Origin of the sequence: Streptomyces sp. NPDC001599 (assembly GCF_042893535.1) — a bacterium.
GTDB lineage: Bacteria > Actinomycetota > Actinomycetes > Streptomycetales > Streptomycetaceae > Streptomyces.
The window spans coordinates 382250-404295 of sequence record NZ_JBIAVA010000005.1; the positions used below are offsets into that span (position 1 = coordinate 382250).

General features: G+C 72.5%; 18 protein-coding genes and 1 tRNA gene. 6 read left to right on the forward strand and 13 right to left on the reverse strand.

All coding sequences use genetic code 11. The annotated features are described in order from the left end of the window. The first annotated feature begins 55 nt into the window (after window positions 1-55). From ACFYZ3_RS16635 to ACFYZ3_RS16655, 5 genes are read left to right on the forward strand one after another with little or no spacing between them, the layout of a single operon-like run. Entirely contained in the window at window positions 56-547 is a 492-nt protein-coding gene (locus tag ACFYZ3_RS16635; RefSeq protein WP_360999656.1) for an Lrp/AsnC family transcriptional regulator, read from the forward strand. A gap of 32 nt (window positions 548-579) precedes the next feature. Then, a complete protein-coding gene (locus ACFYZ3_RS16640; RefSeq protein ID WP_356722305.1) occupies window positions 580-1227 on the forward strand; it encodes an ABC transporter permease in 648 nt (215 codons plus the stop codon). Further along, a complete protein-coding gene (locus ACFYZ3_RS16645) occupies window positions 1220-2470 on the forward strand; it encodes a betaine/proline/choline family ABC transporter ATP-binding protein (protein WP_388517654.1) in 1251 nt (416 codons plus the stop codon). The genes ACFYZ3_RS16640 and ACFYZ3_RS16645 overlap by 8 nt, the downstream gene beginning before the upstream one ends. Then, complete coding sequence (locus ACFYZ3_RS16650) at window positions 2467-3363, forward strand: ABC transporter permease (RefSeq protein WP_388517657.1); 897 nt, start codon at window positions 2467-2469, stop codon at window positions 3361-3363. The genes ACFYZ3_RS16645 and ACFYZ3_RS16650 overlap by 4 nt, the downstream gene beginning before the upstream one ends. Further along, window positions 3360-4328: a glycine betaine ABC transporter substrate-binding protein gene (locus tag ACFYZ3_RS16655; RefSeq protein WP_388517660.1), complete on the forward strand. Its 969-nt coding sequence runs from the start codon at window positions 3360-3362 to the stop codon at window positions 4326-4328. Before ACFYZ3_RS16650 ends, ACFYZ3_RS16655 begins: the two co-directional genes overlap by 4 nt. A gap of 24 nt (window positions 4329-4352) precedes the next feature. Here the strand turns inward: ACFYZ3_RS16655 and ACFYZ3_RS16660 are convergent, their stop codons facing one another. The 4 genes from ACFYZ3_RS16660 to ACFYZ3_RS16675 form a co-directional block, all read right to left on the reverse strand. Further along, on the reverse strand, window positions 4353-5132 hold the full coding sequence (locus tag ACFYZ3_RS16660) for a S16 family serine protease (protein WP_388517663.1): 780 nt from the start codon (window positions 5130-5132) through the stop codon (window positions 4353-4355). Window positions 5133-5190: 58 nt separating this feature from the next. After that, complete coding sequence (locus tag ACFYZ3_RS16665) at window positions 5191-5853, reverse strand: IclR family transcriptional regulator (protein WP_109032667.1); 663 nt, start codon at window positions 5851-5853, stop codon at window positions 5191-5193. Window positions 5854-6172: 319 nt separating this feature from the next. Beyond that, entirely contained in the window at window positions 6173-7969 is a 1797-nt protein-coding gene (locus ACFYZ3_RS16670; protein WP_388517666.1) for a DEAD/DEAH box helicase, read from the reverse strand. 166 nt (window positions 7970-8135) lie between these two features. Further along, the gene (locus tag ACFYZ3_RS16675) at window positions 8136-9602 is read right to left on the reverse strand and encodes an MFS transporter (protein ID WP_388517668.1); all 1467 of its coding nucleotides are present in this window, start codon (window positions 9600-9602) and stop codon (window positions 8136-8138) included. Between the two features lie 195 nt (window positions 9603-9797). Between ACFYZ3_RS16675 and ACFYZ3_RS16680 the strand changes: the two genes are divergently transcribed. Further along, window positions 9798-9869 (forward strand) — tRNA-Cys (locus tag ACFYZ3_RS16680). Between the two features lie 70 nt (window positions 9870-9939). Here ACFYZ3_RS16680 and ACFYZ3_RS16685 read toward each other — a convergent pair. From ACFYZ3_RS16685 to ACFYZ3_RS16725, 9 genes are all read right to left on the reverse strand, one after another. Then, the gene (locus ACFYZ3_RS16685) at window positions 9940-10368 is read right to left on the reverse strand and encodes a VOC family protein (protein WP_388517671.1); all 429 of its coding nucleotides are present in this window, start codon (window positions 10366-10368) and stop codon (window positions 9940-9942) included. A 128-nt stretch (window positions 10369-10496) separates the two neighbouring features. Then, window positions 10497-11222, reverse strand: coding sequence for an SUKH-4 family immunity protein (locus ACFYZ3_RS16690; RefSeq protein WP_388517673.1), 726 nt, complete (start codon window positions 11220-11222; stop codon window positions 10497-10499). A 172-nt stretch (window positions 11223-11394) separates the two neighbouring features. After that, the gene (locus ACFYZ3_RS16695; protein ID WP_388517676.1) at window positions 11395-13716 is read right to left on the reverse strand and encodes a xanthine dehydrogenase family protein molybdopterin-binding subunit; all 2322 of its coding nucleotides are present in this window, start codon (window positions 13714-13716) and stop codon (window positions 11395-11397) included. Next, window positions 13713-15992, reverse strand: a complete 2280-nt coding sequence (locus tag ACFYZ3_RS16700) for a 2Fe-2S iron-sulfur cluster-binding protein (RefSeq protein ID WP_388517679.1) — start codon at window positions 15990-15992, stop codon at window positions 13713-13715. The genes ACFYZ3_RS16695 and ACFYZ3_RS16700 overlap by 4 nt, the downstream gene beginning before the upstream one ends. Further along, complete coding sequence (locus ACFYZ3_RS16705) at window positions 15989-16882, reverse strand: FAD binding domain-containing protein (RefSeq protein WP_388517682.1); 894 nt, start codon at window positions 16880-16882, stop codon at window positions 15989-15991. Before ACFYZ3_RS16705 ends, ACFYZ3_RS16700 begins: the two co-directional genes overlap by 4 nt. A 242-nt stretch (window positions 16883-17124) precedes the next feature. Then, the gene (locus ACFYZ3_RS16710; RefSeq protein WP_388517685.1) at window positions 17125-18759 is read right to left on the reverse strand and encodes a beta-N-acetylhexosaminidase; all 1635 of its coding nucleotides are present in this window, start codon (window positions 18757-18759) and stop codon (window positions 17125-17127) included. 4 nt (window positions 18760-18763) lie between these two features. After that, a complete protein-coding gene (locus ACFYZ3_RS16715; protein WP_388517688.1) occupies window positions 18764-19609 on the reverse strand; it encodes a carbohydrate ABC transporter permease in 846 nt (281 codons plus the stop codon). Beyond that, the gene (locus ACFYZ3_RS16720; RefSeq protein WP_388517691.1) at window positions 19606-20556 is read right to left on the reverse strand and encodes a carbohydrate ABC transporter permease; all 951 of its coding nucleotides are present in this window, start codon (window positions 20554-20556) and stop codon (window positions 19606-19608) included. The genes ACFYZ3_RS16715 and ACFYZ3_RS16720 overlap by 4 nt, the downstream gene beginning before the upstream one ends. Window positions 20557-20567: 11 nt before the next feature. Then, window positions 20568-21866 (reverse strand): extracellular solute-binding protein, encoded by a 1299-nt coding sequence (locus ACFYZ3_RS16725; protein WP_388517694.1) that lies wholly within the window; start codon window positions 21864-21866, stop codon window positions 20568-20570. Window positions 21867-22046: the final 180 nt, after the last annotated feature.

Below are 22046 nucleotides of genomic sequence, written 5' to 3' on the forward strand. Positions count from 1 at the left end.
CCGTGCCGGTACGGGCGGGCGATCTGTACAGGATGACCAGCGGGGAGGGTGCGGGATGGCGGGTACGGGGATCGACCGGCTGGACGGGCGGATCATCGGTCTGCTGGCGCGGGAGCCGCGGATCGGGGTGCTGGAGATGTCCCGGCGGCTCGGGGTGGCGCGCGGCACCGCGCAGGCGCGGCTCGACCGGCTTCAGTCGAACGGAGTCATACGCGGCTTCGGACCCGAAGTGGACCCGGCGGCCCTCGGCTACCCGGTCACCGCGTTCGCCACGCTGGAGATCCGGCAGGGCCAAGGGGCCGACGTACGTGCGCACTTGACGACGGTGCCGGAGGTGCTGGAGCTGCACACCACGACCGGCACCGGGGACATGCTGTGCCGCCTGGTGGCCCGCTCGAACGCCGATCTCCAGCGGGTGATCGACCGGGTTGTCGGTTTTGATGGCATCGTCCGGGCCGCCACGGCGATCGTCATGGAGAACCCCGTTCCGCTGCGGATCATCCCGCTGGTGGAGCAGGCGGCCCAGGACAGCGGCGGACACGACTGAGGCGGCCGGCCCGATCCCGGAGGTGAGCGGAAGTGAACTTCTGGGACTTCCTGGGCAGCCGCCACCAGCAGTTGCTCGCCGACGCCTACCAGCACGCCAGCGCGGTCTTCCAGTGCATGGTCGTGGCGACCCTGATCGGGGTGCTGATCGGTGTCCTCACCTACCGCAGCGACTGGGCGGGGAACGTGGCGACCCTGTCCACGTCGGCCATCCTCACCATCCCGTCGCTGGCCATGATCGGTCTGCTCATCCCGATCGTGGGCCTGGGCGTGCCGCCGACGGTGACCGCGCTGACCCTGTACGGGCTGCTGCCGATCGTGCGGAACTCGATCGTGGGCCTGCGCGGGGTCGACCCGGCGCTGGTGGACGCCGCCAAGGGCATCGGGATGTCGCGTCCGGCGCGCCTGCTGCGGGTGGAGCTGCCGCTGGCCTGGCCGCCGATCCTGACCGGCATCCGGGTCTCCACGCAGATGCTGATGGGCATCGCGGCGATCGCCGCCTACGCCTCCGGGCCGGGCCTCGGCAACGAGATCTTCCGCGGGATCGCCTCGCTGGGCAGCAAGAACGCGCTCAACCAGGTCCTCGCGGGCACGCTCGGGATCATCGTCCTGGCCCTGCTGTTCGACGCGGCGTACGTGCTGCTGGGACGGCTGACCATTCCGAGGGGGATCCGTGTCTGAGAACGGTCACGACAGCACCACCGGGGCGACCATCGAGCTGGAGGCCCTCACCAAGCGCTACCCGGGCAATCCGCAGCCCGCCGTCGAGAACGTGTCGATGGAGATCAAGGCCGGGGAGACGGTCGTCTTCGTGGGCCCCTCGGGCTGCGGGAAGTCCACCACCCTGAAGATGATCAACCGGCTGATCGAGCCCAGCGGCGGCCGCATCCGCATCAACGGCGAGGACGTCACCGACATCGACCCGGTGAAGCTGCGCCGCAAGGTCGGCTACGCGATCCAGTCCTCCGGTCTCTTCCCGCACATGACCGTCGCCCAGAACATCGCGCTGGTGCCGAAGATGACCGGCTGGTCGAAGGCGCGGATCGGGGAGCGGGTGGAGGAGATGCTGGACCTGGTCGGCCTGGACGCCGGGGAGTTCCACGGCCGCTATCCGCGCCAGCTGTCCGGCGGCCAGCAGCAGCGGGTGGGCGTGGCGCGGGCCCTGGCGGCCGATCCCCCCGTGCTGCTGATGGACGAGCCGTTCGGCGCGGTGGACCCGATCACCCGGGACCACCTCCAGGACGAGCTGATCCGCCTCCAGCGGGAGCTGCACAAGACGATCGTCTTCGTCACCCACGACTTCGACGAGGCGATCAAGATCGGCGACCGGATCGCCGTGCTCCGCGAACGCTCCCACATCGCGCAGTTCGACACCCCGGAGGCGATCCTCACCAACCCGGCGGACGACTTCGTCTCCGGCTTCGTGGGCGCGGGCGCGGCCCTCAAGCGCCTGAACCTGACCCGGGTGCGGGACGTGGGCATCACGGACTACCCGACGGTGACCGTGGAGGACCCGCTCCAGGACATCTTCGACCGGCTGCGGGAGTCGGGCACCAACGAGATCCTGCTCCTGGACCGGCGCGGGCGCCCCTACAAGTGGCTGCGGCGCGGCGACCTGATGCGGGCCAGGGGCTCACTGGCGCGGGCCGGGACGCTGGTCCACGACACGGTGACCCGGGACGCGACGCTGCGGGACGCGCTGGAGGCGGTGCTCACCGACAACGCGGGGCGGGTCGCGGTCACCGGGCGGCACGGCGCGTACGAGGGCGTCGTCGACATGGAGACGCTGATGAACTCCGTGCACGAGCTGCTGGAGGCCGACCGGCTGGACGCGCTGGAGCACCAGCACGATCTGGAGGAGACCCGGGCCACGCAGACACACACCGAGCAGGAGGGCTTCGGCGAGGTCGGAGGCCGCGCGTGAGCAGCTCCGGCCGCCCCTCCCCCGGCCGCCGCCCCGAGGGCGAGCACGAGGTCAAGGGGCTCGCCTTCCGGGACGAGGGCGGGGGCGAGAACGGGGACGAGGCGGCGGGCGGGGCGCAGAGCGCGGCTCCCGCGCCGTCGCCGGTGGCGGCGGGCTCCCGGGTCGGCTGGCGCAAGCTGACCTTCCTGCCCGTCGTCCTCATCGCCGTACTGCTGGCGACCTGGCTGTGGTTCCGGCAGGCGGACCTGGACGCGCTCAGCCAAAACGCCCTGGGCAACGGCCAGGTCACCAAGGCGCTGTGGCAGCACGTCCAGCTGACGGTGATCTCCACCTTCTTCGTGCTGATCATCGCGATCCCGCTGGGCATCCTGCTCACCCGCGGGGCGTTCCGGAAGGCGACCCCGTTCGCGATGGCGTTCGCCAACATGGGCCAGGCGACCCCGGCGATCGGTCTGCTGGCGCTGCTGGTGATCTGGCTGGGCATCGGCCGCCGGGCCGCCCTCATCGGCATCATCATCTACGCCGTCCTGCCCGTGCTGTCCAACACCATCGCCGGCCTGAAGGCGAACGACCCGACGCTCCTGGAGGCGGCCCGCGGCATCGGGATGTCCCCGCTGGGCGTGCTCACCCGGGTGGAACTCCCCCTGGCCGTCCCGCTCATCCTGGCCGGTGTGCGCACGGCCCTGGTCCTGAACGTCGGTACGGCGACGCTGGCGACCTTCGGCGGCGGCGGTGGCCTGGGCGTGCTGATCACCACCGGGATCACCAGCCAGCGGATGCCGGTGCTGGTGCTGGGCTCGATCCTCACCGTCGCCCTCGCCCTGCTGGTGGACTGGCTGGCCTCGCTGGCCGAACTGCTGCTGCGGCCGCGGGGCCTGGAGGTGGGCACATGAGACGGCGTACCTGCTGGGCGCTGGCCGCCGCGCTCCTTTCCGCCTCCGCCGGGTGCGGTCTGACCAGCGGCTCCCCGATGGTCGACGACGTGGAGCCGGGCTCGATCGGAAAGGGACGCCCCCTGGAGGGCGCCGATCTGACGGTCACGTCGAAGGAGTTCACCGAGCAGCTGGTCCTCGGCGCGATCATGGGCATCGCCTTCGAGGCGGCCGGGGCGGAGGTGCTCGACCGCACCGGCATCCAGGGCTCGGTCGGCACCCGCGCGGCCGTCGAGAACGGCGACGCCGACGCCACGTACGAGTACACGGGCACCGCCTGGATCACCTACCTGGGCAACAGCAAGCCGATCCCCGACCCGGAGCAGCAGTGGAAGGCGGTGAAGGAGGCCGACGCGAGGAAGGGCCTGACGTGGCTGGAGCCGGCCCGCCTGAACAACACGTACGCGCTGGCGATGAACCAGGCCAACTACAAGAAGTACCGGACGAAGACCCTCTCGGAGGTCACCGCGCTGTCCAAGTCGGACCCGGGCGCGGTGACGCTGTGCGTGGAGGGCGAGTTCGCCAACCGCGCGGACGGCCTGCCGGGCCTGGAGAAGGCGTACGGCATGTCGCTGCCCGCCGGGAACATCACGCAGATGGACACCGGCATCATCTACACCCAGACCGCGAAGGGCGCCTGCACCTACGGCGAGGTGTACACCACCGACGGGCGGATCAAGTCCATGAACCTGGTGGTGATGGAGGACGACAAGAAGTTCTTCCCGAACTACAACGCGGCGCCCATGGTCCGTACGGCCACCCTGAAGAAGTGGCCGGCGATCGCGTCGGTCCTGGACCCGGTCACGAAGGCGCTGACCAACGACGTGGCGCAGACCCTGAACGCGAAGGTCGACGTGGACGGCGAGGACCCGCACCAGGTGGCGCTGGACTGGATGAAGGAGAAGGGCTTCGTGAAGGAGGGGTAGCGCCGCCGGGGCGTCGCGCGCCGCTCAGCAGGCCGGGACGTCGCCCTTGCCGCTCTCCAGCGCCTTCAGCGAGTCGACCGCGCCCTCCAGGGTGGTGACCGGGATCAGCCGGAGCCCTTTCGGCAGCTCGGCCCGCGCGTCCGAGCACTCGGCCTTCGGCACCAGGAAGACGGTGGCCCCGTCCCGCCGGGCGGCCTGCGTCTTGAGCGGCACCCCGCCGACGGCGCCGACCTTGCCGCCGTCGGTGATCGTCCCGGTCCCGGCGACGACCTTGCCCCCGGTCAGGTCCCCGGCGCCGAGCTTGTCGACGATGCCGAGCGAGAACAGCAGCCCGGCGCTGGGCCCGCCGACGTCCTCCAGCCGGAGCTCGACGTCGACGTCGCCCTTGTCCATCCGGAGGTAGCGGAGCGCGGCCGTGGTGGCCGAGTCCTGGGACTCCTTCATCTGCTCCTGGTTGTACTGCTCGATCTCGCCCACGTCGTCGCCGCTCGGGTAGACGGCGTCGCGCGGCATCACGGCCCGGTCGGTGTCGAACCAGCTGCCGAGCACGTCCCCGAGGTGGATGCTCGCGTCCGGCCCGGTCGCCTCGATCGTCGTCATCCGCAGCTGGCCGCTGGTGTCGTGCGTCGGCGCGCCGCTGATCGTGATCACCTCGGCGCCCCGGTTCTTCCCCAGCACGTCGGCCGTCAGCCCCGGCTGCGCCACGGAGAACGGCAGGGGCGCGAACACGGCGGTCGCGAGCAGCGCCACGACGGGCAGACCGCAGACGGCGAGAAACTGGGGACGCGTGAGACGAGAGAGCACGGAGTCAATCTAACGTGGCGCGATCCCCGTGGCTCCGACGCCCGGGCACGACTCCGTCTCACCGCAGTGCCTCCGCCACCTCCCGGGCCGCGTGCTTCACGCGTTCGCCGACCCGTTCGGGGACCACGTCGGCCAGCATCACCACGCCGACGCTGCCTTCCACCCCTGTGACGCCGAGCAGGGGGGCCGCCGCTCCGCAGGCGCCGGCCTCCAGTTCGCCGTGGGTGAGGGTGTAGCCGGGGTCGTCCACGGCATCGTCGGCGGTGGGCCGGGGAGGCTGGCGGGCGGCCAGGATCGCCTTGCCGGCGGCGCCGCGTTCCAGGGGGTGGCGGAAGCCCGCGCGGTAGGCGACGTGGTAGTCGGTCCAGGTCGGTTCCACGACCGCGACGGCCAGCGCCTCGGCACCGTCCACCAGGGTCAGGTGGGCCGTCGCCCCTATGTCCTCGGCGAGGGCGCGCAGGGCCGGCATGGCGGCCTCGCGGACGAGGGGGTGCACCTGGCGGCCCAGGCCCAGTACGCCGAGGCCGACGCGGGCGCGGCCGCCCAGGTCGCGGCGTACGAGTGCGTGCTGCTCCAGCGTGGCGAGCAACCGGTACACGACGGTCCGGTTGACGCCCAGCTTGTGGGACAGCTCGGTGACGGTCAGCCCGTGGTCCGTATCGGCCAGCAGTTTGAGGACGCGCAGTCCCCGGTCGAGCGTCTGAGAGGTCTCCGCGGTCACGACGCCCACTCCTTAGTGGTGAGGTCGGCGGCCCTCCTCGCGGCGTGTGCGTCACCGAGTCCCGTCAGCGACGCGCTTCAGAGGCCGCCGATCGGCTGACGGCCCGGCCTTGTCCCGGGCCCAGTCGCTTCACGGCTGCGCTCCGCGGCGGCGCTGCCACGGGGCGTGCGTAGCGGGACAGTAAAGGACCCGGTTCGCTCAGCGGAAGGCTCCGTCCAGAATCCGGGCGCCAACCGTTATCAACCGCCTGTGTTTGTCCCAGTACGTACCGCGCACGCCCTCGGCACCGGCACCGGCACCGGCACCGCCGCCCCGCGCGTCACTTCATCCGCGTCGCCCACTCCTGGACCTTGGCGATGCGCTGGCGCAGCTGGCCGCCGGTCGCCTCGGCGCTGGGCGGGCCGCCGCAGACGCGGCGCAGTTCGGTGTGGATCACGCCGTGCGGTTTGCCGCTCTGGTGGACGTAGGCGCCGACCATGGTGTTGAGCTGCTTGCGCAGCTCCATCAGTTCCTTGTGGGAGACCACCGGGCGCCGGTCGGCGGGCAGTTCGAGCAGGTCGGCCTCCTCGTCCGGCTTCTTGCGGCTGTGCGCGATCTGCCGGGCCTGCCGCTTCTGAAGGAGCATCTGCACCTGGTCGGGCTCCAGCAGGCCAGGGATGCCGAGGTAGTCCTGCTCCTCCTCGCTGCCCGGGTGGGCCTGCATGCCGAACTCGGCGCCGTTGTACATGACCCGGTCGAAGGTGGCCTCGGACTCCAGCGCCTCGAAGGAGAACTGCTCCTGCTCGCCGGTGTCCTCGTCCTGCTCCCGGTTCGCCTCGTCCATCTCCTTCTCGGACTCGGCGTAGGGGTCCTCCTCGCCCTCCTTCTTGGGCTTGTCGAGGACGTGGTCGCGCTCGCGCTCCATCTCGTTCGCGAACGTGAGCAGGTCCGGGACGGTCGGGAGGAAGACGGAAGCGGTCTCGCCGCGGCGCCGGGACCGGACGAAACGGCCGACCGCCTGGGCGAAGAAGAGGGGGGTGGAGATCGTCGTGGCGTAGACGCCGACCGCGAGGCGGGGGACGTCGACGCCCTCGGACACCATGCGGACGGCGACCATCCAGCGGTCGGTGCCCTGGCTGAAGGTGTCGATGTTCTTCGAGGCGCCCGCGTCGTCGGACAGTACGACGGTGGCCCTGTCGCCGGTGATCTCCCGGATCAGCTTCGCGTAGGCGCGGGCGGAGTCTTGGTCGGCGGCGATGACGAGCGCCCCGGCGTCCGGGATGGCCTTCCTGACCTCGGTGAGCCGCTGGTCGGCGGCGCGCAGCACGGCGGGCATCCACTCGCCGCGCGGATCGAGCGCGGTACGCCAGGCCTGGCTGACGGCGTCCTTGGTCATGGGCTCGCCCAGGCGGGCGGCGATCTCGTCGCCCGCCTTGGTGCGCCAGCGCATGTTGCCGCTGTAGCTCATGAAGATGACGGGCCGCACGACGCCGTCGGCGAGCGCCGAGCCGTAGCCGTACGTGTAGTCGGCGGCGGAGCGGCGGATGCCGTCGTTGCCCTCCTCGTACGCGACGAAGGGGATCGGGTTGGTGTCCGAACGGAACGGCGTGCCGGTGAGCGCGAGGCGGCGGGTGGCGGGCTCGAACGCCTCCAGGCAGGCCTCGCCCCAGGACTTGGAGTCACCGGCGTGGTGGATCTCGTCGAGGATGACGAGGGTCTTGCGCTGCTCGACGCGGTTGCGGTGCAGCATGGGGCGCACGCCGACGCCCGCGTAGGTGATGGCGATGCCCTGGTACTCGCGGCTGAGCGGGCCCGCGCTGTACTCGGGGTCCAGCTTGATCCCTATCCGCGCCGCGGCCTCGGCCCACTGCTTCTTCAGGTGCTCGGTCGGCGCGACGACGGTCACCTGCTGCACGACGTGGTGGTGCAGCAGCCAGGACGCCAGCGTCAGCGCGAAGGTCGTCTTTCCGGCGCCGGGGGTGGCGACGGCCAGGAAGTCCCGGGGCTGGTCCTGGAGGTACTTCTCCATCGCCCCCTGCTGCCAGGCCCGCAGCTTGCCGGCGGTGCCCCAGGGGGCACGGCCCGGGAAGGCCGGGGACAGGTGGTGCGAGGTGCTGGAGCTGGCGGTGGTAGTCACGGTCTCCGAAGGGGTCCGAAGGGGGTGGAGCGGCTCGGCCACGTATGACAACCGGGCCACCCTACCGGCGGGCCGGCGCGATCACCGCCCGCACGGGGGCGGGTCACCCCCGGGTGGGACGGACGTCACAACCCGCGCCCGGCGGCCGTACGAGGAACCGGGACGCTCACCGCTCCCGCACCCGTGTCGCCACCCACGCCCCGGCCAGTGCCACCGCCGCCATCGGCAGGAACACCGCCGCGAAGGCCGCCGGGTGGGAGCCGGAGGCCTCGGTGGCCGCGTGGCTGACCGTGCCCCCGCCGAGGGCCGCGAAGGCCGCGCCCCCGGCCGACAGCAGGACGACGTTGGAGAGGCCGTCGGAGATCTGGAGCGCGGCGGAGTTGGTGCCGGCCTCCTCGGGGGCGGAGAGCTTGAGCAGGAGCACGCTGGTGGAGGAGATCACCAGGCCCATGCCGAAGCAGCCGAAGGCCCAGGCGACGGCCACCGTCCAGGCCGGCACGGCGTCGATCAGCACGCTCGGCGCCGTCGCGACGGCCGCCGCGACCAGGAGCATGCCGAGGGCCATCAGACGCTCCCGGTACGGCTCCAGGCGCGGCCGGGACTGGAGCCAGGAGCCCCCGGCCCAGGTCGCCCCGCCGGCCGCCAGGGAGAGTCCGGCCAGCGTCGGGCTCAGTCCGCGCTGCGTGACCAGCATCAGCGGGACGAAGGACTCGGCGGCGATGAAGGACCCCGCGGCCACCCCGCGCAGCAGGACCACGGAGGGCAGGCCGCGCACCGCCCGGTAGGTGCCGCGCGGCAGCAGTCCGAGGACGGCGGGGACGAGCAGCGCCACGCCTGCCGCGCCGGGCAGCAGGGAGATCGGGCGCAGGTCCTGGGCGGCGTACTGGAGCAGACCCGCGCCCAGCGAGATGGCGAGGGCGAGGCGGATCCGGCGGCCGTCGAAGGAGGCCGGCGCGCCGCCTTCCTCCCCGGCCCCCCGCACGGCGCCGGACGCGCGGCTGCGTATCTGCGGCAGCGCGAGGGCGAGCGGGACGACGACCAGCACCGGGATGCCGACGAACACCCAGCGCCAGCCGAGGTGCTCGGTCACCGCGCCGGAGGCCAGCGGTCCGACGACGGACGGGACCACCCAGCCCGCCGCGAACGCCGCCATGATCGCGGGCCGCAGCCGCTCCGGGTAGGCCCGGCCGACGACGACGTACAACGCGACGATCACCAGCCCGCCGCCGAACCCCTGCACGGCCCGCCCGAGGATGAACAGCCACATCGCGCCCGCCGTCCCGGACAGCACGAGCCCGGCCGCGAAGGCGGCGATGCCGGTCGTCAGCGGGGCCAGCGGCCCGCGCCGGTCCGACCACTGACCGGAGAGCACCATCCCGAACAGGCTGGTCGTGAAGTACCCCGAGAACGCGAACGCGTACAGCGACACCCCGTCCAGCTCCCGCGCCGCCACCGGCATCGCGGTGCCGACCGCCGTCGCCTCGAAGGCGATCAGCACGATGACGGAGACGATGCCGATGCTCAGCGCACGGTAGGCGCGGCTCAGCACGGTCTCGGCGGGGGCGGCGGCGCTGGTGACGGAGGGCTCGGCGGGGGCCGCGACATCGGTGTCGCGGGGCTCAGGGACGGTCATGGTCGCCAGAGTAAGGGCCGCGGCCTGCTTTTACCCCTGTCGGGAGGCGGTACGGGACCGGGACCTTGGTCGTACGACCCGGCGGCCCGGACGGGCGTTCATGAACGGCGTGTGGCAGTCGTGTTGCGGCCCGCCCGGATCCCTTGAGCGCCTCCCCCGCCCCGTCCTACCGTCGAGGCACCGAGTCACAGACCCGGCCGTGTGCCCGAGTGGCCCAGGGGCTCGCCTGCAAAGCGAGTTACGCGGGTTCGAATCCCGCCACGGCCTCTGCCCACCCTGGGTACCGCCGGACGGCGGTCCCCTTGTGCGGGGACAGAACGAGGACGCGTTGCGGCCCTCAGTCGATACAGAACTCGTTGCCCTCGATGTCCAGCATCGGGATACACGCATCGTTGCCGTCGTACAGCGTTTGCACGTGTACCGCGCCAAGCGGGACCAACCGTGCGCACTCCGCCTCAAGTGCGGCGAGGCGCTCTTCACCCACGAGTCCGGTGCCGACCCGCACATCAAGATGCACCCGATTCTTGGCGGCCTTCCCCTCGGGGACGCGCTGGAAGTACAGCCGCGGGCCCACGCCCGAGGGATCAACGCAGGCGAACCACGAATCCCGCTGCTCGGACGGCTGCGAGCCCTTGAAGTCGTCCCACGTGGCAAACCCCGCCGGCGGCGGCGGTACGACGTACCCCAGCACCTCGCACCAGAAGCGAGCGAGGCGCTCAGGTTCTGCGCAGTCGAAGGTGACTTGGAACTTCTTGATCGACGTCATCGGCCCACCCTATTGGCGCGTGCGACCTACCCAGACAGCCATCGACGAGGACAGCATTCGAGACCTGGCCTCGGTGTTCGCCAAGCGGTCGCAGCAGGCTCAGAACGGCAACAAGCCCTCCGCCGGGCTCAACGGCTGACCGCGCGGCACCTCGGGCCCCGGGCCGACCACCTGTCGGCGCCCGCTTCGTCGGCCCCCGCCACGGCCTCCAACCGTCCGGCCCGGCGCAGCGCCCAGAGGGTGAGGGCGAGGGCGGAGACGTCCGACACCAGGGGGTGGAGGGTGCCGTCGGGGGTCCTCCACGTCAGGACGGCGCCCGTCGTGCCGTCGACGGCGACGTGGGCGCCGTCCGCGAGGCGTCCCAGGCGTACGAGGTGGTCCGCGCCGGGCGGGGCCGGGTGGTCCGGGTGCTCCTCGCAGTACTCCGCGAGTGTCGGCAGCGCCAGGTCGTCCGCGTCCAGCCGGAAGGGTCGGGCGTCCTCGGGCAGGCCCGTCTCGCGCAGGAAGCGGCGGGTGGGCTCGTGGGTGAGGGTCCTCGGGAAGTCGATGTCCTCGAAGCGCGTCACCCGGTGACGGCCGAAGTCGCGGTCCAGGAAGCGGGGCGGCAGGTCCCGGGAGGTACCCGGCTCCGTGCGGTGGCCCACCGCCAGGAGCAGGCAGCTCATCAGGGTGGACGTGTTCCACAGCGACGGCCGCTCGCCGCTCGCCCGGGGCCGCCGGGCGGCGCCGCGGGTCCAGGACGGGTCCTCCACCGTCGTGGCGAGGCGGACCCGGGTCAGCAGCGAGGGGGCCGCCGTCCGGGTGTCCGTCGCGGTGCCCCGCATGGTCGTCGTACCGCCGGTGACCGCGTGCATCGTCTCCCCCGAGAATGTGTGGCCGTCCGCGTGCCGGCGGCTGCCGTTCGCGCTCCTTCGGAGACTACGCGCCACCACTGACAACGCGACTGCGCACGGACCCCGTTCACCTCGTAGGACGCGCCGGGGCGCGCCCTCGTTGCCTCACGCGCGCGGGCGGCTCGACCGCCGTTCAGTGACCGGTGGCCACCGCGGCCTGCGGGCGGATCGGGAGCCGGTTCACCGGTCGTCCCGTGGCCGCGCGCACGGCGGAGGCGACGGCCGCCGGGGAGGCCACCACCGGGACCGCGCTGACGGCCTTGGCGCCGAAGGGGGCGACCACGTCGCGCTCCTCGACGAGCTTCACGATCCGGATGTCCGGGGCGTCCAGCGCGGTCGGCAGGGCATAGCCGGTCAGGTCGGGGTGGCGGATCAGGCCGCGGGGGGTGCGGAGGTTCTCCGTGAGCGCGATACCGACGCCCTGGGTGACGCCCGCCTCGATGCGGGCGGTCAGCTGGGCCGGGTTCAGGACGCGGCCGACGTCCTGGGCGACGGCCAGTTCCACCACGCGTACCGAACCGATCTCGATGTCGACGTCGACCACCGCGCGGATCGCGCAGAAGGCCATGCCCACGAACGCGTCGCCCTGCCCGGCCTCGTCGAGCGGCTCGGTCGGGTGCGGGCGGCACTGGGCGGTGGCCCACAGCTCCTTGCCGTCCAGCGCCTCGGTGACCGTCGTCGACAGCACGCCGTCGTAGGACGTGATCTTGCCGTCGGCGATCTGGAGCAGCTCCGTGGACATCCCGAACTGGTGGGCCAGCGGCTGGAGGAGCTGGGTGCGGACCATCTTGGCCGCCCGTTCCACCGCGCCGCCCGACACCCAGGTGTGCCGGCCGCGGCAGCCCGGGCCCGCCGGGGGCTGGTCGGTGTCGACGGGTGCCACCTGCACCTCGTCGACGCCGAGGGTGTCCTGCACGATCTGCCGGGCCAGGGTGGTGAAGCCCTGGCCGGTCTCGACGGCCGCGCACAGCACGGTCGCCACGCCGTCCTGGACCTTCACGGTGGCCGTGGAGACCTCGTCCGCGCCCTCGGCGCCGAGCATGTGCACCATGCCGATGCCGTAGCCCACGCCCCGGCGCACCGCGCCCGGTTCGCCCGCGCCCTCGGGACCGCCGGGCAGCAGCCACTCGTCCTCGGGCGTGTCCTTGGGCAGTGCGGGGAGCGGGAAGTCGCGGACCGCCTGGAGGAGTTCGGCGACCGGGGCGGGGCACGTGACCGTCTGGCCGGTGGGGAGCACGTCGCCGGTGGCCAGGACGTTGCGCAGCCGCACCTCGGCCGGGTCGAGGCCGAGCTTCTTGGCGACCTTGTCCATCTGCGCCTCGTACGCGGCGCACACCTGCATCGCGCCCTCGCCGCGCACATGGCCGGAGGGTGGGTTGTTGGTGCGCACCGCCCAGCCCTCGATGAAGGCGTTGGGGACGACGTACGGGCCGCAGGCGAAGGACACCGCGGCGGCCAGGGCGTCGGACGAGGTGTCCGCGTAGGCGCCCGCGTCGAGCAGGATCTGCGCCTCGACCTTCACGATCCGGCCCTCGGCGTCCGCGTGGTGGCGGTAGCGCAGGAGGGTGGGGTGGCGGTGGGTGTGCCCGAGGAAGGACTCCTCGCGCGTGGCGGTCAGTTTCACCGGGCAGCCGGTCTTCAGGGCCAGCAGTCCGAGCGGCAGCTGGAAGCCCTGGTCCTCGCGGTCGGCGGTGGCGCCCGGCACCCCGGTGACGACGATCTTCACCTGTTCGGGTGACAGGCCGTAGCAGGCGGCGGCGATGTCGCGGTCGCCGTGCGGGTCGGTGGAGGCCAGGTACAGCTCCACGCCGCCGTCGGGGCGCGGTACGGCCAGACCCGCCTCGGCTCCTATGGGGGCCGGGTCCTGGCGGCCGATGCGGTACAGGCCCTCGACGACGATCTCGCCGGCCGCGTCCGGGTCGCCGTGACGCAGCGGGATGTGCCGGATCAGGTTGCCGTCTGGGTGCAGCGGCTCGGCCTCGAAGGCCTGCTCCGGGTCGGTGACCGGGTCGAGCAGTTCGTACTCGACGATGACGGCGGCGGCGGCCATCCGCGCGGTGTCCGGGTGGTCGGCGGCGACGGCGGCGAGCGGCTCGCCGTGGTGGCGTACGGCCTCGGAGGCGAACACCGGACGGTCGGCCTGGCCACCGCGGCCGTGCAGCGGGGTGCCGGGCACGTCCTCGTGCGTGACGACCGCCCGTACGCCGGCCATCTCGCGCGCGTGGGTGGTGTCGATGGAGACGATGCGGGCGCGCGGGTGCGGCGAGCGCAGCACGGCGGCCCACAGCAGGCCCTCGGCCCACAGGTCGGCGGCGTACGGGAAGGTGCCCTCGGTCTTGGCGCGGGCGTCGGCGGGCGGCAGGGACGCGCCGAGGCCGTGCGGAATCGGGTCGGGGAGGGGGGTCGCCGCCTCGGCGGTCCCCTCGGCCTCCACAGTCGCGGCGTCGTTGCTCACGCGTGGCCTCCGTCCCGGCCGTGGGTGCCGTGGTCTCCGTGGTCGCCGAAGGGCGGCCGCTCGTGCGGTCCGGTCGCGTCCTGCGCTCCCGGTGGTGGCTGTGCCTCGAACGCCGCCGGGTTGACGCCGCCCGCACCGGGACCTGCCTGGTGCGGGATGCGGGGCTCCTCGGGGTCCGGTCCGGCCTGCGCGTCGGCGTCGGCGTGCGCCTCGCGTTCGGCGACGACCTCCTGGACCGCCTCCAGGACGCCCCGGTAGCCGGAGCAGCGGCACAGGTTGCCGCACAGGGCCTGGCGGGCCTCCAGCTCGGTCGGGGCCGGATTGCCCTCCAGGAGGTTGTGCACGGTCATCGCCATGCCGGGCACGCAGAAGCCGCACTGGACGGCGCCGCGCCGGGCGAGCGCCCGCTGCACGTCCGAGGGCTGTCCGTCGGTGGCCAGGCCCTCGACGGTGCGCACCTCGCTGCCGGCCGCGGTCACGGAGGGGACCAGGCAGGAGGCGACGAGCCGCCCGTCGACCTGCACGTTGCAGGCGCCGCACTCGCCCTGCGAGCAGCCGTCCTTGGCACCCGCGAGGCCGAGCCGCTCGCGCAGCACGTACAGCAGCGACTCGCCGATCCAGGCGTCGGTGACGGGGCGGTCGGCGCCGTTGACGCGCAGCACGTAGGAGGCGAGGGGGTGCTCGTCCTGCGGGCCGGCGGGCCCCGACGGCTCCCGGGCACCGTCGGGGACCTCGTCGGTGGCGGCCTCGGGGCCGTCCGCGCCGCTCCCGGCGTCCGCCGCGTCGGTCCCATGGCCGGTCCGGTCGGCCTGGTCGCTCTGATCGATCTGGTCGATCTGGTCGATCTGGTCGGTCGTCTCGGACGCGTCGGCCGGGACGCCCCGGGGACCGGCCGCGGACTCGGGCCGCGGCCCTTCCCCGGGCACCTGTCCGTGCTCCCGGGCGGGCTCGGGCATGCGCTCCCGGTCGGCGGTCGGCGTCCGGCCCGTCACGGGGCCTTCAGCGGCCTCCGGACGGGATCCCGCCCCCGGCTCCTCGCGGGGGCCCGCGGAACGCCCTGCCGGGCCTTCTGGGGCCTCCTCGGCCCCACGGGGCCCGTCGGTGACCGTCCCGCTCTCAGCGGGGGTCCCGTCGGCCGCCCGTACGTCTGGACCGGCCCCGGCGGCTTCGGCCACGGGCTCGGCGTCGTCACCGGGTGCCTGGGCGTACGAACGATCGGCGGGGCTGGGCCCGTCCGGGCTCACGGCGGGGTCGTACCGGTGCACGGATGCGGCCGAGGCGGGCCCGTGCCCTTCCCCGTGCCCGCTCGCGGCGGAGCCGTGTCCGTGCGCGTTCGGAACGGGGTCGGCCCCGGGCGCGGGCGAGCCCGGCCCGTGCGGGCCGACGGCGGCGTCGGGGCCACGGCCCGCGTCGGCGCCGTGTCCTTCCCCGTGTCCTTCTCCGTGTCCGCGCGCGGCGGAGCCGTATTCGTGTCCGCTCGCGGCGGGTCGCTCCTCGTCGGCCGGTCCCGCCGGTCCGGCCGGTCCGGTCCGCGGCGCGTCCTCGCCCCACGGCTGCCCGGCCGGCTGCGTCGCCCAGGGCGCCGGAGCGCCGCCGGGGAGGGTGGCCGGGGCACCGGTGCCCCACTGCTCGGCCAGGGACGACGTGGTGAACTCGCCCGACTCGTCCGGCAGGTCGCCGTCGGCGACCGGGATGGACCACTGCCCGGTCACGTCCTGGCCGGACGCCTGCCGGGCCGCCGCGGCGTCCGCCTCGGCCTGGGACGCCTGGGCGGCCTGCGCGGCCTGGGAGAAGTCCCACTGCCCGGTGGGGCCCGGCTGGTAGGCGAACCGGTCGTCGTGCCCGGGGACGCCCTGCCCGGCGTTCACGTCGTAGGGCGCGGCCCCGCCGTACGGGTCCTGCTGGGCCGGGTACGCGCCGTAACCCTGGTGGGCGGCGGGGTCCTGACCGGCGTCCGGAACCTGCCACTGGGTGCCGTCCACGGGCGCGGACGGTGCCGACGGCACCGCCCACGAGCCGGTGGCGGAGGGGTCGGTACCGGCGGTGGTGGCGGGCGCGACCGTGATCTGGGGCGGCACGTAGCCGTGTCCGGGCGCGGCGAGCGGGCTGTCGGACGAGGCGAGGAGCGCGTCCACGCCGCCCTCGGGGAGCTTCACGAAGGCGGTGGCGCCGTCGTCGTAGTCGCCCTGGGGCAGCGGGTCCCAGCGGCTGCCGCCCGGCGGGGTGCCCTGGCCGTGCTGATCGCCGTGCGGGTCGCCGTGCTGGTCGTCGGTCACGACAGGGCCCTCCCCAGTGCTCGTCGGGCCAGCGCGGCGACGGTGCGCCGCAGGTGCAGTACGGCGGGCGGGAGTTGCGGCACGGTGCCGTCCTCGTCCGGGGCCGCGTCGGGGATGCAGGCCGCGGCGACGTACTCGCCGAAGCCGTGCAGCGCCTCGGGGACGACGGCCCGGCCGTTGTCCCAGTCGATGAGTGAGGCCACCCACTGCTCGGCCTCCAGGGGCCGCAGCGGCATCGGCGCGATGGCGCCCACCGCGCACCGCACACCGCGCCTGGCCGGGTCCAGGACCAGCGCCACGGAGGCCGTGGCACGGCCGGGTCCGGTGCGGCCGGTCGCCTTCAGGAAGACCTGCGGCGCGTGCAGCAGCGGCACACGCACGTAGCCGATGAGTTCTCCCGCGCGGAGCATCTCCATGCCCGCCAGCAGGTGCGAGACCGGCATCTCCCGGCGGGCCCCGTCCGGGCCCGCGATGATCAGCGTCGCCTCCAGGGCGGCCAGCACCGGCAGCGCGTCCCCGGTGGGGGCGGCCGAGGCGATGTTGCCGCCGAGGGTGCCCGCGTTGCGGATCTGCGGCGGTCCGGCGGCGCGCGCGGCGGCGGCCAGCGCCGGGATGAGCGCGGCGAAGTCGGGGCGGCCCATGCGGGCATGGGTGAGGCCCGCGCCGAGCAGTGCGTGCCCGTCCTGGTACTGCCAGCCGCGGATCTCGCTGATCCGGCCGAGACCCACCAGCGCGGCGGGCCTGAGCTGCCCGGAGTTGACGGCCGCCATCAGGTCGGTGCCGCCCGCGACCGGAACGGCCGCGGGCGTCGCGGTGAGCGCCGCCACGGCCTCGTCCAGTGTCGTGGGCAGCGTGACGGCCTGCGCCGCCTGCGGTGCGTGCGTGGTCAAACCGACTGCCCCTTCCCGCTGTCCCACCTGGTCCCGCCCATGTGGCCGTACGGTACGACCTGACAGGGTGGACGTGGCAACTCTGGCACATCTTCGCAGGGCCCGGACGCAGGGGTCCGCTAGGAGGCATTCGCCCGCCTCGTCGGCCAGATGGTCCGGTTTCGCACGGGATCTGCGATGATCGGAGTTACGCGCGATGCGCGCGAGTTGCCACTCTTCGGTGACGTTTAGGGGTGTTTCTCTTACTTGTTCGGCGGCGGCCCGTCCATCGGGCGGCCGAGCACACCGGGCCGCCGCTGCCAGGGCCGCGGGCCGGCCGGCGGGCGGTAGGCGACGCCCAGGGCGTCGAGCCGCCGGTAGTGGGTGGCCATCCGCCGCTCGAAGGCGGCGTAGTCCCGGTCGGCCGGGGCGGGCAGGTCGCTCCAGGCGACCTCGGCGAAGGCGGCGAGCCGCGGGAAGAGCTGGTAGTCCACCCGCTCCTGGTTCTCCGTCACCTCGGTCCACAGGTTCGCCTGGGTGCCGATCACATGTCCGGACTCCTGCGGGGTCAGTTCCGCCGGAACCGGCTCGAACCGGTAGACGTCCTCCAGGGTGCGTACGAACGCGATCGGCACCGGTTCGTCCTCGCCGCCGTCCTCCCGGAAGTTCAGGTACACCTGCTGCTCGGGGCACATCACGACGTCGTGTCCCGCGCGCGCGGCGGCGATCCCGCCCGCGTAACCGCGCCAGGAGGACACGGCCGCGCCCTTGGCGAGTCCGCCCTCCAGGATCTCGTCCCAGCCGATGAGCCGGCGTCCGCGTCCGGCGAGCCAGGTGTCGAAGTGCTGGATGAACCAGGACTGGAGTTCGTCCTCGTCGGCGAGGCCGAGTTCCGCGATCCGCGCCTGCGCGGTGGCCGAGGCCCGCCACTGGTCCTTGGGGCATTCGTCGCCGCCGACGTGGACGAACTCGGAGGGGAAAAGCTCCAGGAGTTCCTCGAACACGCCCTCGTAGAAGCGCAGTGTGTTCTCGGTGGGGGCGAGGACGTTCGGGGACACGCCCCAGGTGTCCCAGACGGAGAGCGCGGTGGTGTCGATCACATCCGTGTTGCCGAGTTCCGGATACGCCGCGATGGCCGCCTGGGAGTGTCCGGGCACGTCGATTTCGGGAACGACGGTGATGTGCCGCGCGGCCGCGTAGGCGACGATCTCCCGGATGTCCTCCTGCGTGTAGTAGCCGCCGTGGGGTTTGTCCTCCCACAGCGGCGAGGCCCGGTGACCGAATTTCGTGCGGGAGCGCCAGGAGCCGGTCTCGGTGAGCCTCGGGTGGCGTTTGATCTCGATGCGCCAGCCCTGGTCGTCCGTCAGGTGGAAGTGCAGGACGTTGAGTTTGTGGGCGGCCATCAGGTCCAGTTGGCGCAGGACGCCGTCCTTCGGCATGAAGTGCCGCGAGACGTCCAGCATCAGTCCGCGCCAGCCGAAGCGGGGCGCGTCCTCGATGCGGCCCAGCGGCAGCCGCCACCGGCGGCCGGGCAGCGGGGCGCGCCGGAAGGCGTCCGGGCCGAGCAGCTGGCGCAGGGTCTGGGCGCCCCAGAAGAGTCCGGCGGGACCGCCGCCGGTGAGCCGTACGCCGTCGGCCGCGATGTCGAGGCGGTAGCCCTCGTCGGCGAGTTCCCCGTCGAGGGACAGCCGCACGGCGCCGCCGCCACCCGCGCCCGGAGCCAGCGGCAGGCCGGTGGCCTCGCCCAGGGTGGCGCGCAGCCAGCGCTCGGTGTGCTCGGCGCCCTCGTCGGCCACCAGAGCGGTGTCCGGACCGAACTCGAAGAAGGCGTCGGCGTCACGGGCCGCCACTTGACGCGGCTGGGGGATCACGTCGGTCGAGTGCGTCACGTCGGTCACGTTGTCAGTCCTTTACCGCTCCGCCGAGGCCGGAGACGAGTCGTCGTTGTACGAGCACGAAGAAGACCAGGACCGGAATCGTCATCACCGTGGACGCGGCCATGACGCCGCCCCAGTCGGGATCGTCCGGCTTGTAGAAGACCAGCAGCGCCATCGGCAGCGTCGACTGGGAGGTGTCGCTGATGATGAACGACTTGGCGAACAGGAAGTCGTTCCAGGTCGAGATGAAGGAGAAGACGCTGGTGGCCACGAGACCCGGGAAGACCAGCGGGAAAAGGATCTGCCAGAGAAAGCGGCTCCGGCTCGCCCCGTCCATGTAGGCGGCCTCTTCCAGGGCCTCCGGCACCGCTTTCACGAAGCCCCGCAGCATCCAGATCGCGAAGGGCAGCGAGAAGGCGATGTGGGGCAGGATCAGCGAGCCCAGCGTGTTCAGCTGGCCGAAGTCCCGCATGAGGAAGAACAGCGGGATCGTGAGCGCCTCCACGGGCACCATCTGGGCCACCAGGAACATGATCAGCAGGGAGGTCCGGAAACGGAACCGGAAACGCGTCACCGCGGTCGCCGCGAGGAACGCGATCAACGCCGAGGCGATCACCACACAACCCGCCACGATCAGGCTGTTGAGAAAGTAGCGGCCGAATTCCTGCTGTTCGAACACCCGCCGGAAGGAGTCCAGCGAGGGGGTCAGCGTCCAGGGCCGGGGCTCGCTCGACTCGATCTCCCCGGCCGGTTTGAAGGCGCTCAGCACCATCCAGTAGAGCGGGAAGGCGACGACCACCGCGATCAGCAGTGCGGACACCTCGGCCGCGAGCCGCCACGGGCGGCGCACTCGCGCGCGCAGAAGATTCACAGCTCCTCCCCCTGGCGGCGCAGCAGCCGCAGGTAGACCAGCGTCACCGCGAGCAGGATCAGCAGCATGACCACGCCGATCGCGGAGCCGAGGCTGTACTGCGAGGACGCGAAGGCCTGCTGGTAGGCGTAGACGTTCAGGACCATGTTCTGGCCGGCGATGCCGCCGCCGCCCGTCATGACGTAGATCTGGGTGAAGACCTTGAAGTCCCAGATGACCGACTGGATGGTGACGACGACCAGGATCGGCCGGAGCATCGGCGCGAGCACCGAGCGCCAGATCCGCCACTGCGAGGCCCCGTCGAGCGCGGCGGCCTCCAGCACCTCCGACGGTACGGCCCGTATCCCGGCGTAGACGGTCACCATGACGAACGGGAAGGAGCACCAGACCACTTCGAGCAGCACGAGCAGGAAGGCGCTGTAGCGCCCGTACGTCCAGGAGTGGTCGCCGAGGCCCAGCATCCGGTTGACGGGCCCGAAGTCCGGGTCGAACAGCAGCAGCCACACCGTCGACCCGGTGACCGCCGGGGTCGCCCACGCGCCCAGCCCCGCCAGCATCAACGCCAGCCGCGGCACGGCTCGCACCCGCGTCAGCAGCACGGCGAGCGCACACCCGACGGCCAGCGTGGACACCACACAGGCGGCCGCGAACACCACGGTGGCGAGCAGCACCCGCCAGAACTCCCCGTCCCCGAACAGCTCGGCGTAGTTCCCGAACCCCTGGAACGTGGCCGGCTCCCCACCACTGACCTGGGCCTGCGTGTACTCCAGAAAGGAGATCAGCCCGAGCTGGTAGACGGGGTAGACCAGCAGCCCACCGAGGACGACAAGAGCGGGGGCGAGATACAACCAAGGGGTACTGGAGGAGCCCCGGAAGGGGCGCGGGGAACTGCGCGACAAGCCACGACGGCGCCGCACCCGCCCACGCACCACACCCCCCGAGCTCATAGGCGAACCCGTCATCCGGCGGAGCCAAACGCGTCGTCCATCTTCTTCGCGGCATCCCCAGCGGCAGCGCCCACGTCCTTCTTGCCGCTGACCACCTCCTGGAACATCGTCGGCAGCACCAGCGAGGAGTCGATCGTCGCCCACGCGGGAGACGCCGGGACGAACTTCGTGCCCGCGGCGAGCGTGTCGACGAACGGCTTCACGAACGGCTCCCTGGCCGCCACCTGCTGCCGTACGTCCGTGAAGGTCGGCAGGAAGCCCATCGCGTCGAACAGTTCGCCCTGCGCCTTCTTCGAGGCGAGCCGCTTCATCAGGTCGACGGCGAGGGTGCGGTGCGAGGTGCTCTTCAGGACGCCGATGTTGTTGCCGCCCGCGAAGGCGGGGGCGATGGAACCGGGCTCGACGCCGGGCAGCGGCACCACCGCGTACTTGCCCTTCGCCGCGCCGGCCTCCACGGCCTGGTGGCTGAAGTCGCCGCCGATGGCCATGGCCGCCTTGCCGGAGGCGAAGGCGGTGACGGTGTCGTTGCCGCCCATGCCGGCGCACTTGGCGGCGGGGCAGTTGCCGTCCCCGAACAGGGACGTGTACGCCTTGATGCCCTTCCGGGCGGCGGCGCTGTCGATCGCGGAGGCGTACGAGCCGCCCTTGCCGGTGGCGAGTTCGCCGCCGTTGGCCCAGATGAACGGCATCGCGCCGTAGGTGTAGGCGCCGCCGACGGCGATGCCGTAGAGGTCGGGCTTCGCGGCGTGCACCTTCTTGGCGGTGGACGCCAGCTCCGCCAGCGACTTGGGAGGTTCGAGACCGAGTTCGTCGAAGACGTCCGTGCGGTAGTAGAGGGCGCGGACGCCGACGAAGTAGGGGGCGCCGTAGATCTTTCCGTCCACGGTGACCGACTGGCGGGCGGTGGGGTCGGCGTCCTTGGCCTCGTCCCAGGCCGCGAACTCCTCGGATATGTCGGCGAGTCCGCCGTCCTTCACGTAGCCGGCGGTGTCGGTGTTGCCGAACTCGACGACGTCGGGGGCGCTCTTCGGGTCGTTGAAGGCGGCCTTGATGCGCTGGGCGCGGGTCTCGACCGGGATGTACTCCACGGTGACCTTCGTGTCCGCGTGCGCCTTCTCGAAGTCGGCGAGGGCCGCGTCGACGACCTTCTCCTTCGGCTTGTTGTTGACCTCCTGGAACAGCCAGACGCGCAGGGTGCCGCTCTTCTCGTCCTTGCCGGAGGAGGAGTTGTCGGACGCCTGGGGTGCGCAGGCCGTCGCGGCGACGACGGCCGCGGCCAGCAGTACGGCGAGGCGGGGGGCGAGCTTCATGGAGTCTTTCCTCCGGGCGTGCGTTGCAACATATGCAATGACGGTTTCGCTCTGCACAACACCCAGGAGCGTAGGGAGACATGAACCTGTCCACAAGAGGTCTGAACCAATTCGTAAACCTCTTTGTTAATCAGCCCGACGCACGAAGGCCCCCGGAGTGCGCGCGGGCACACTCCGGGG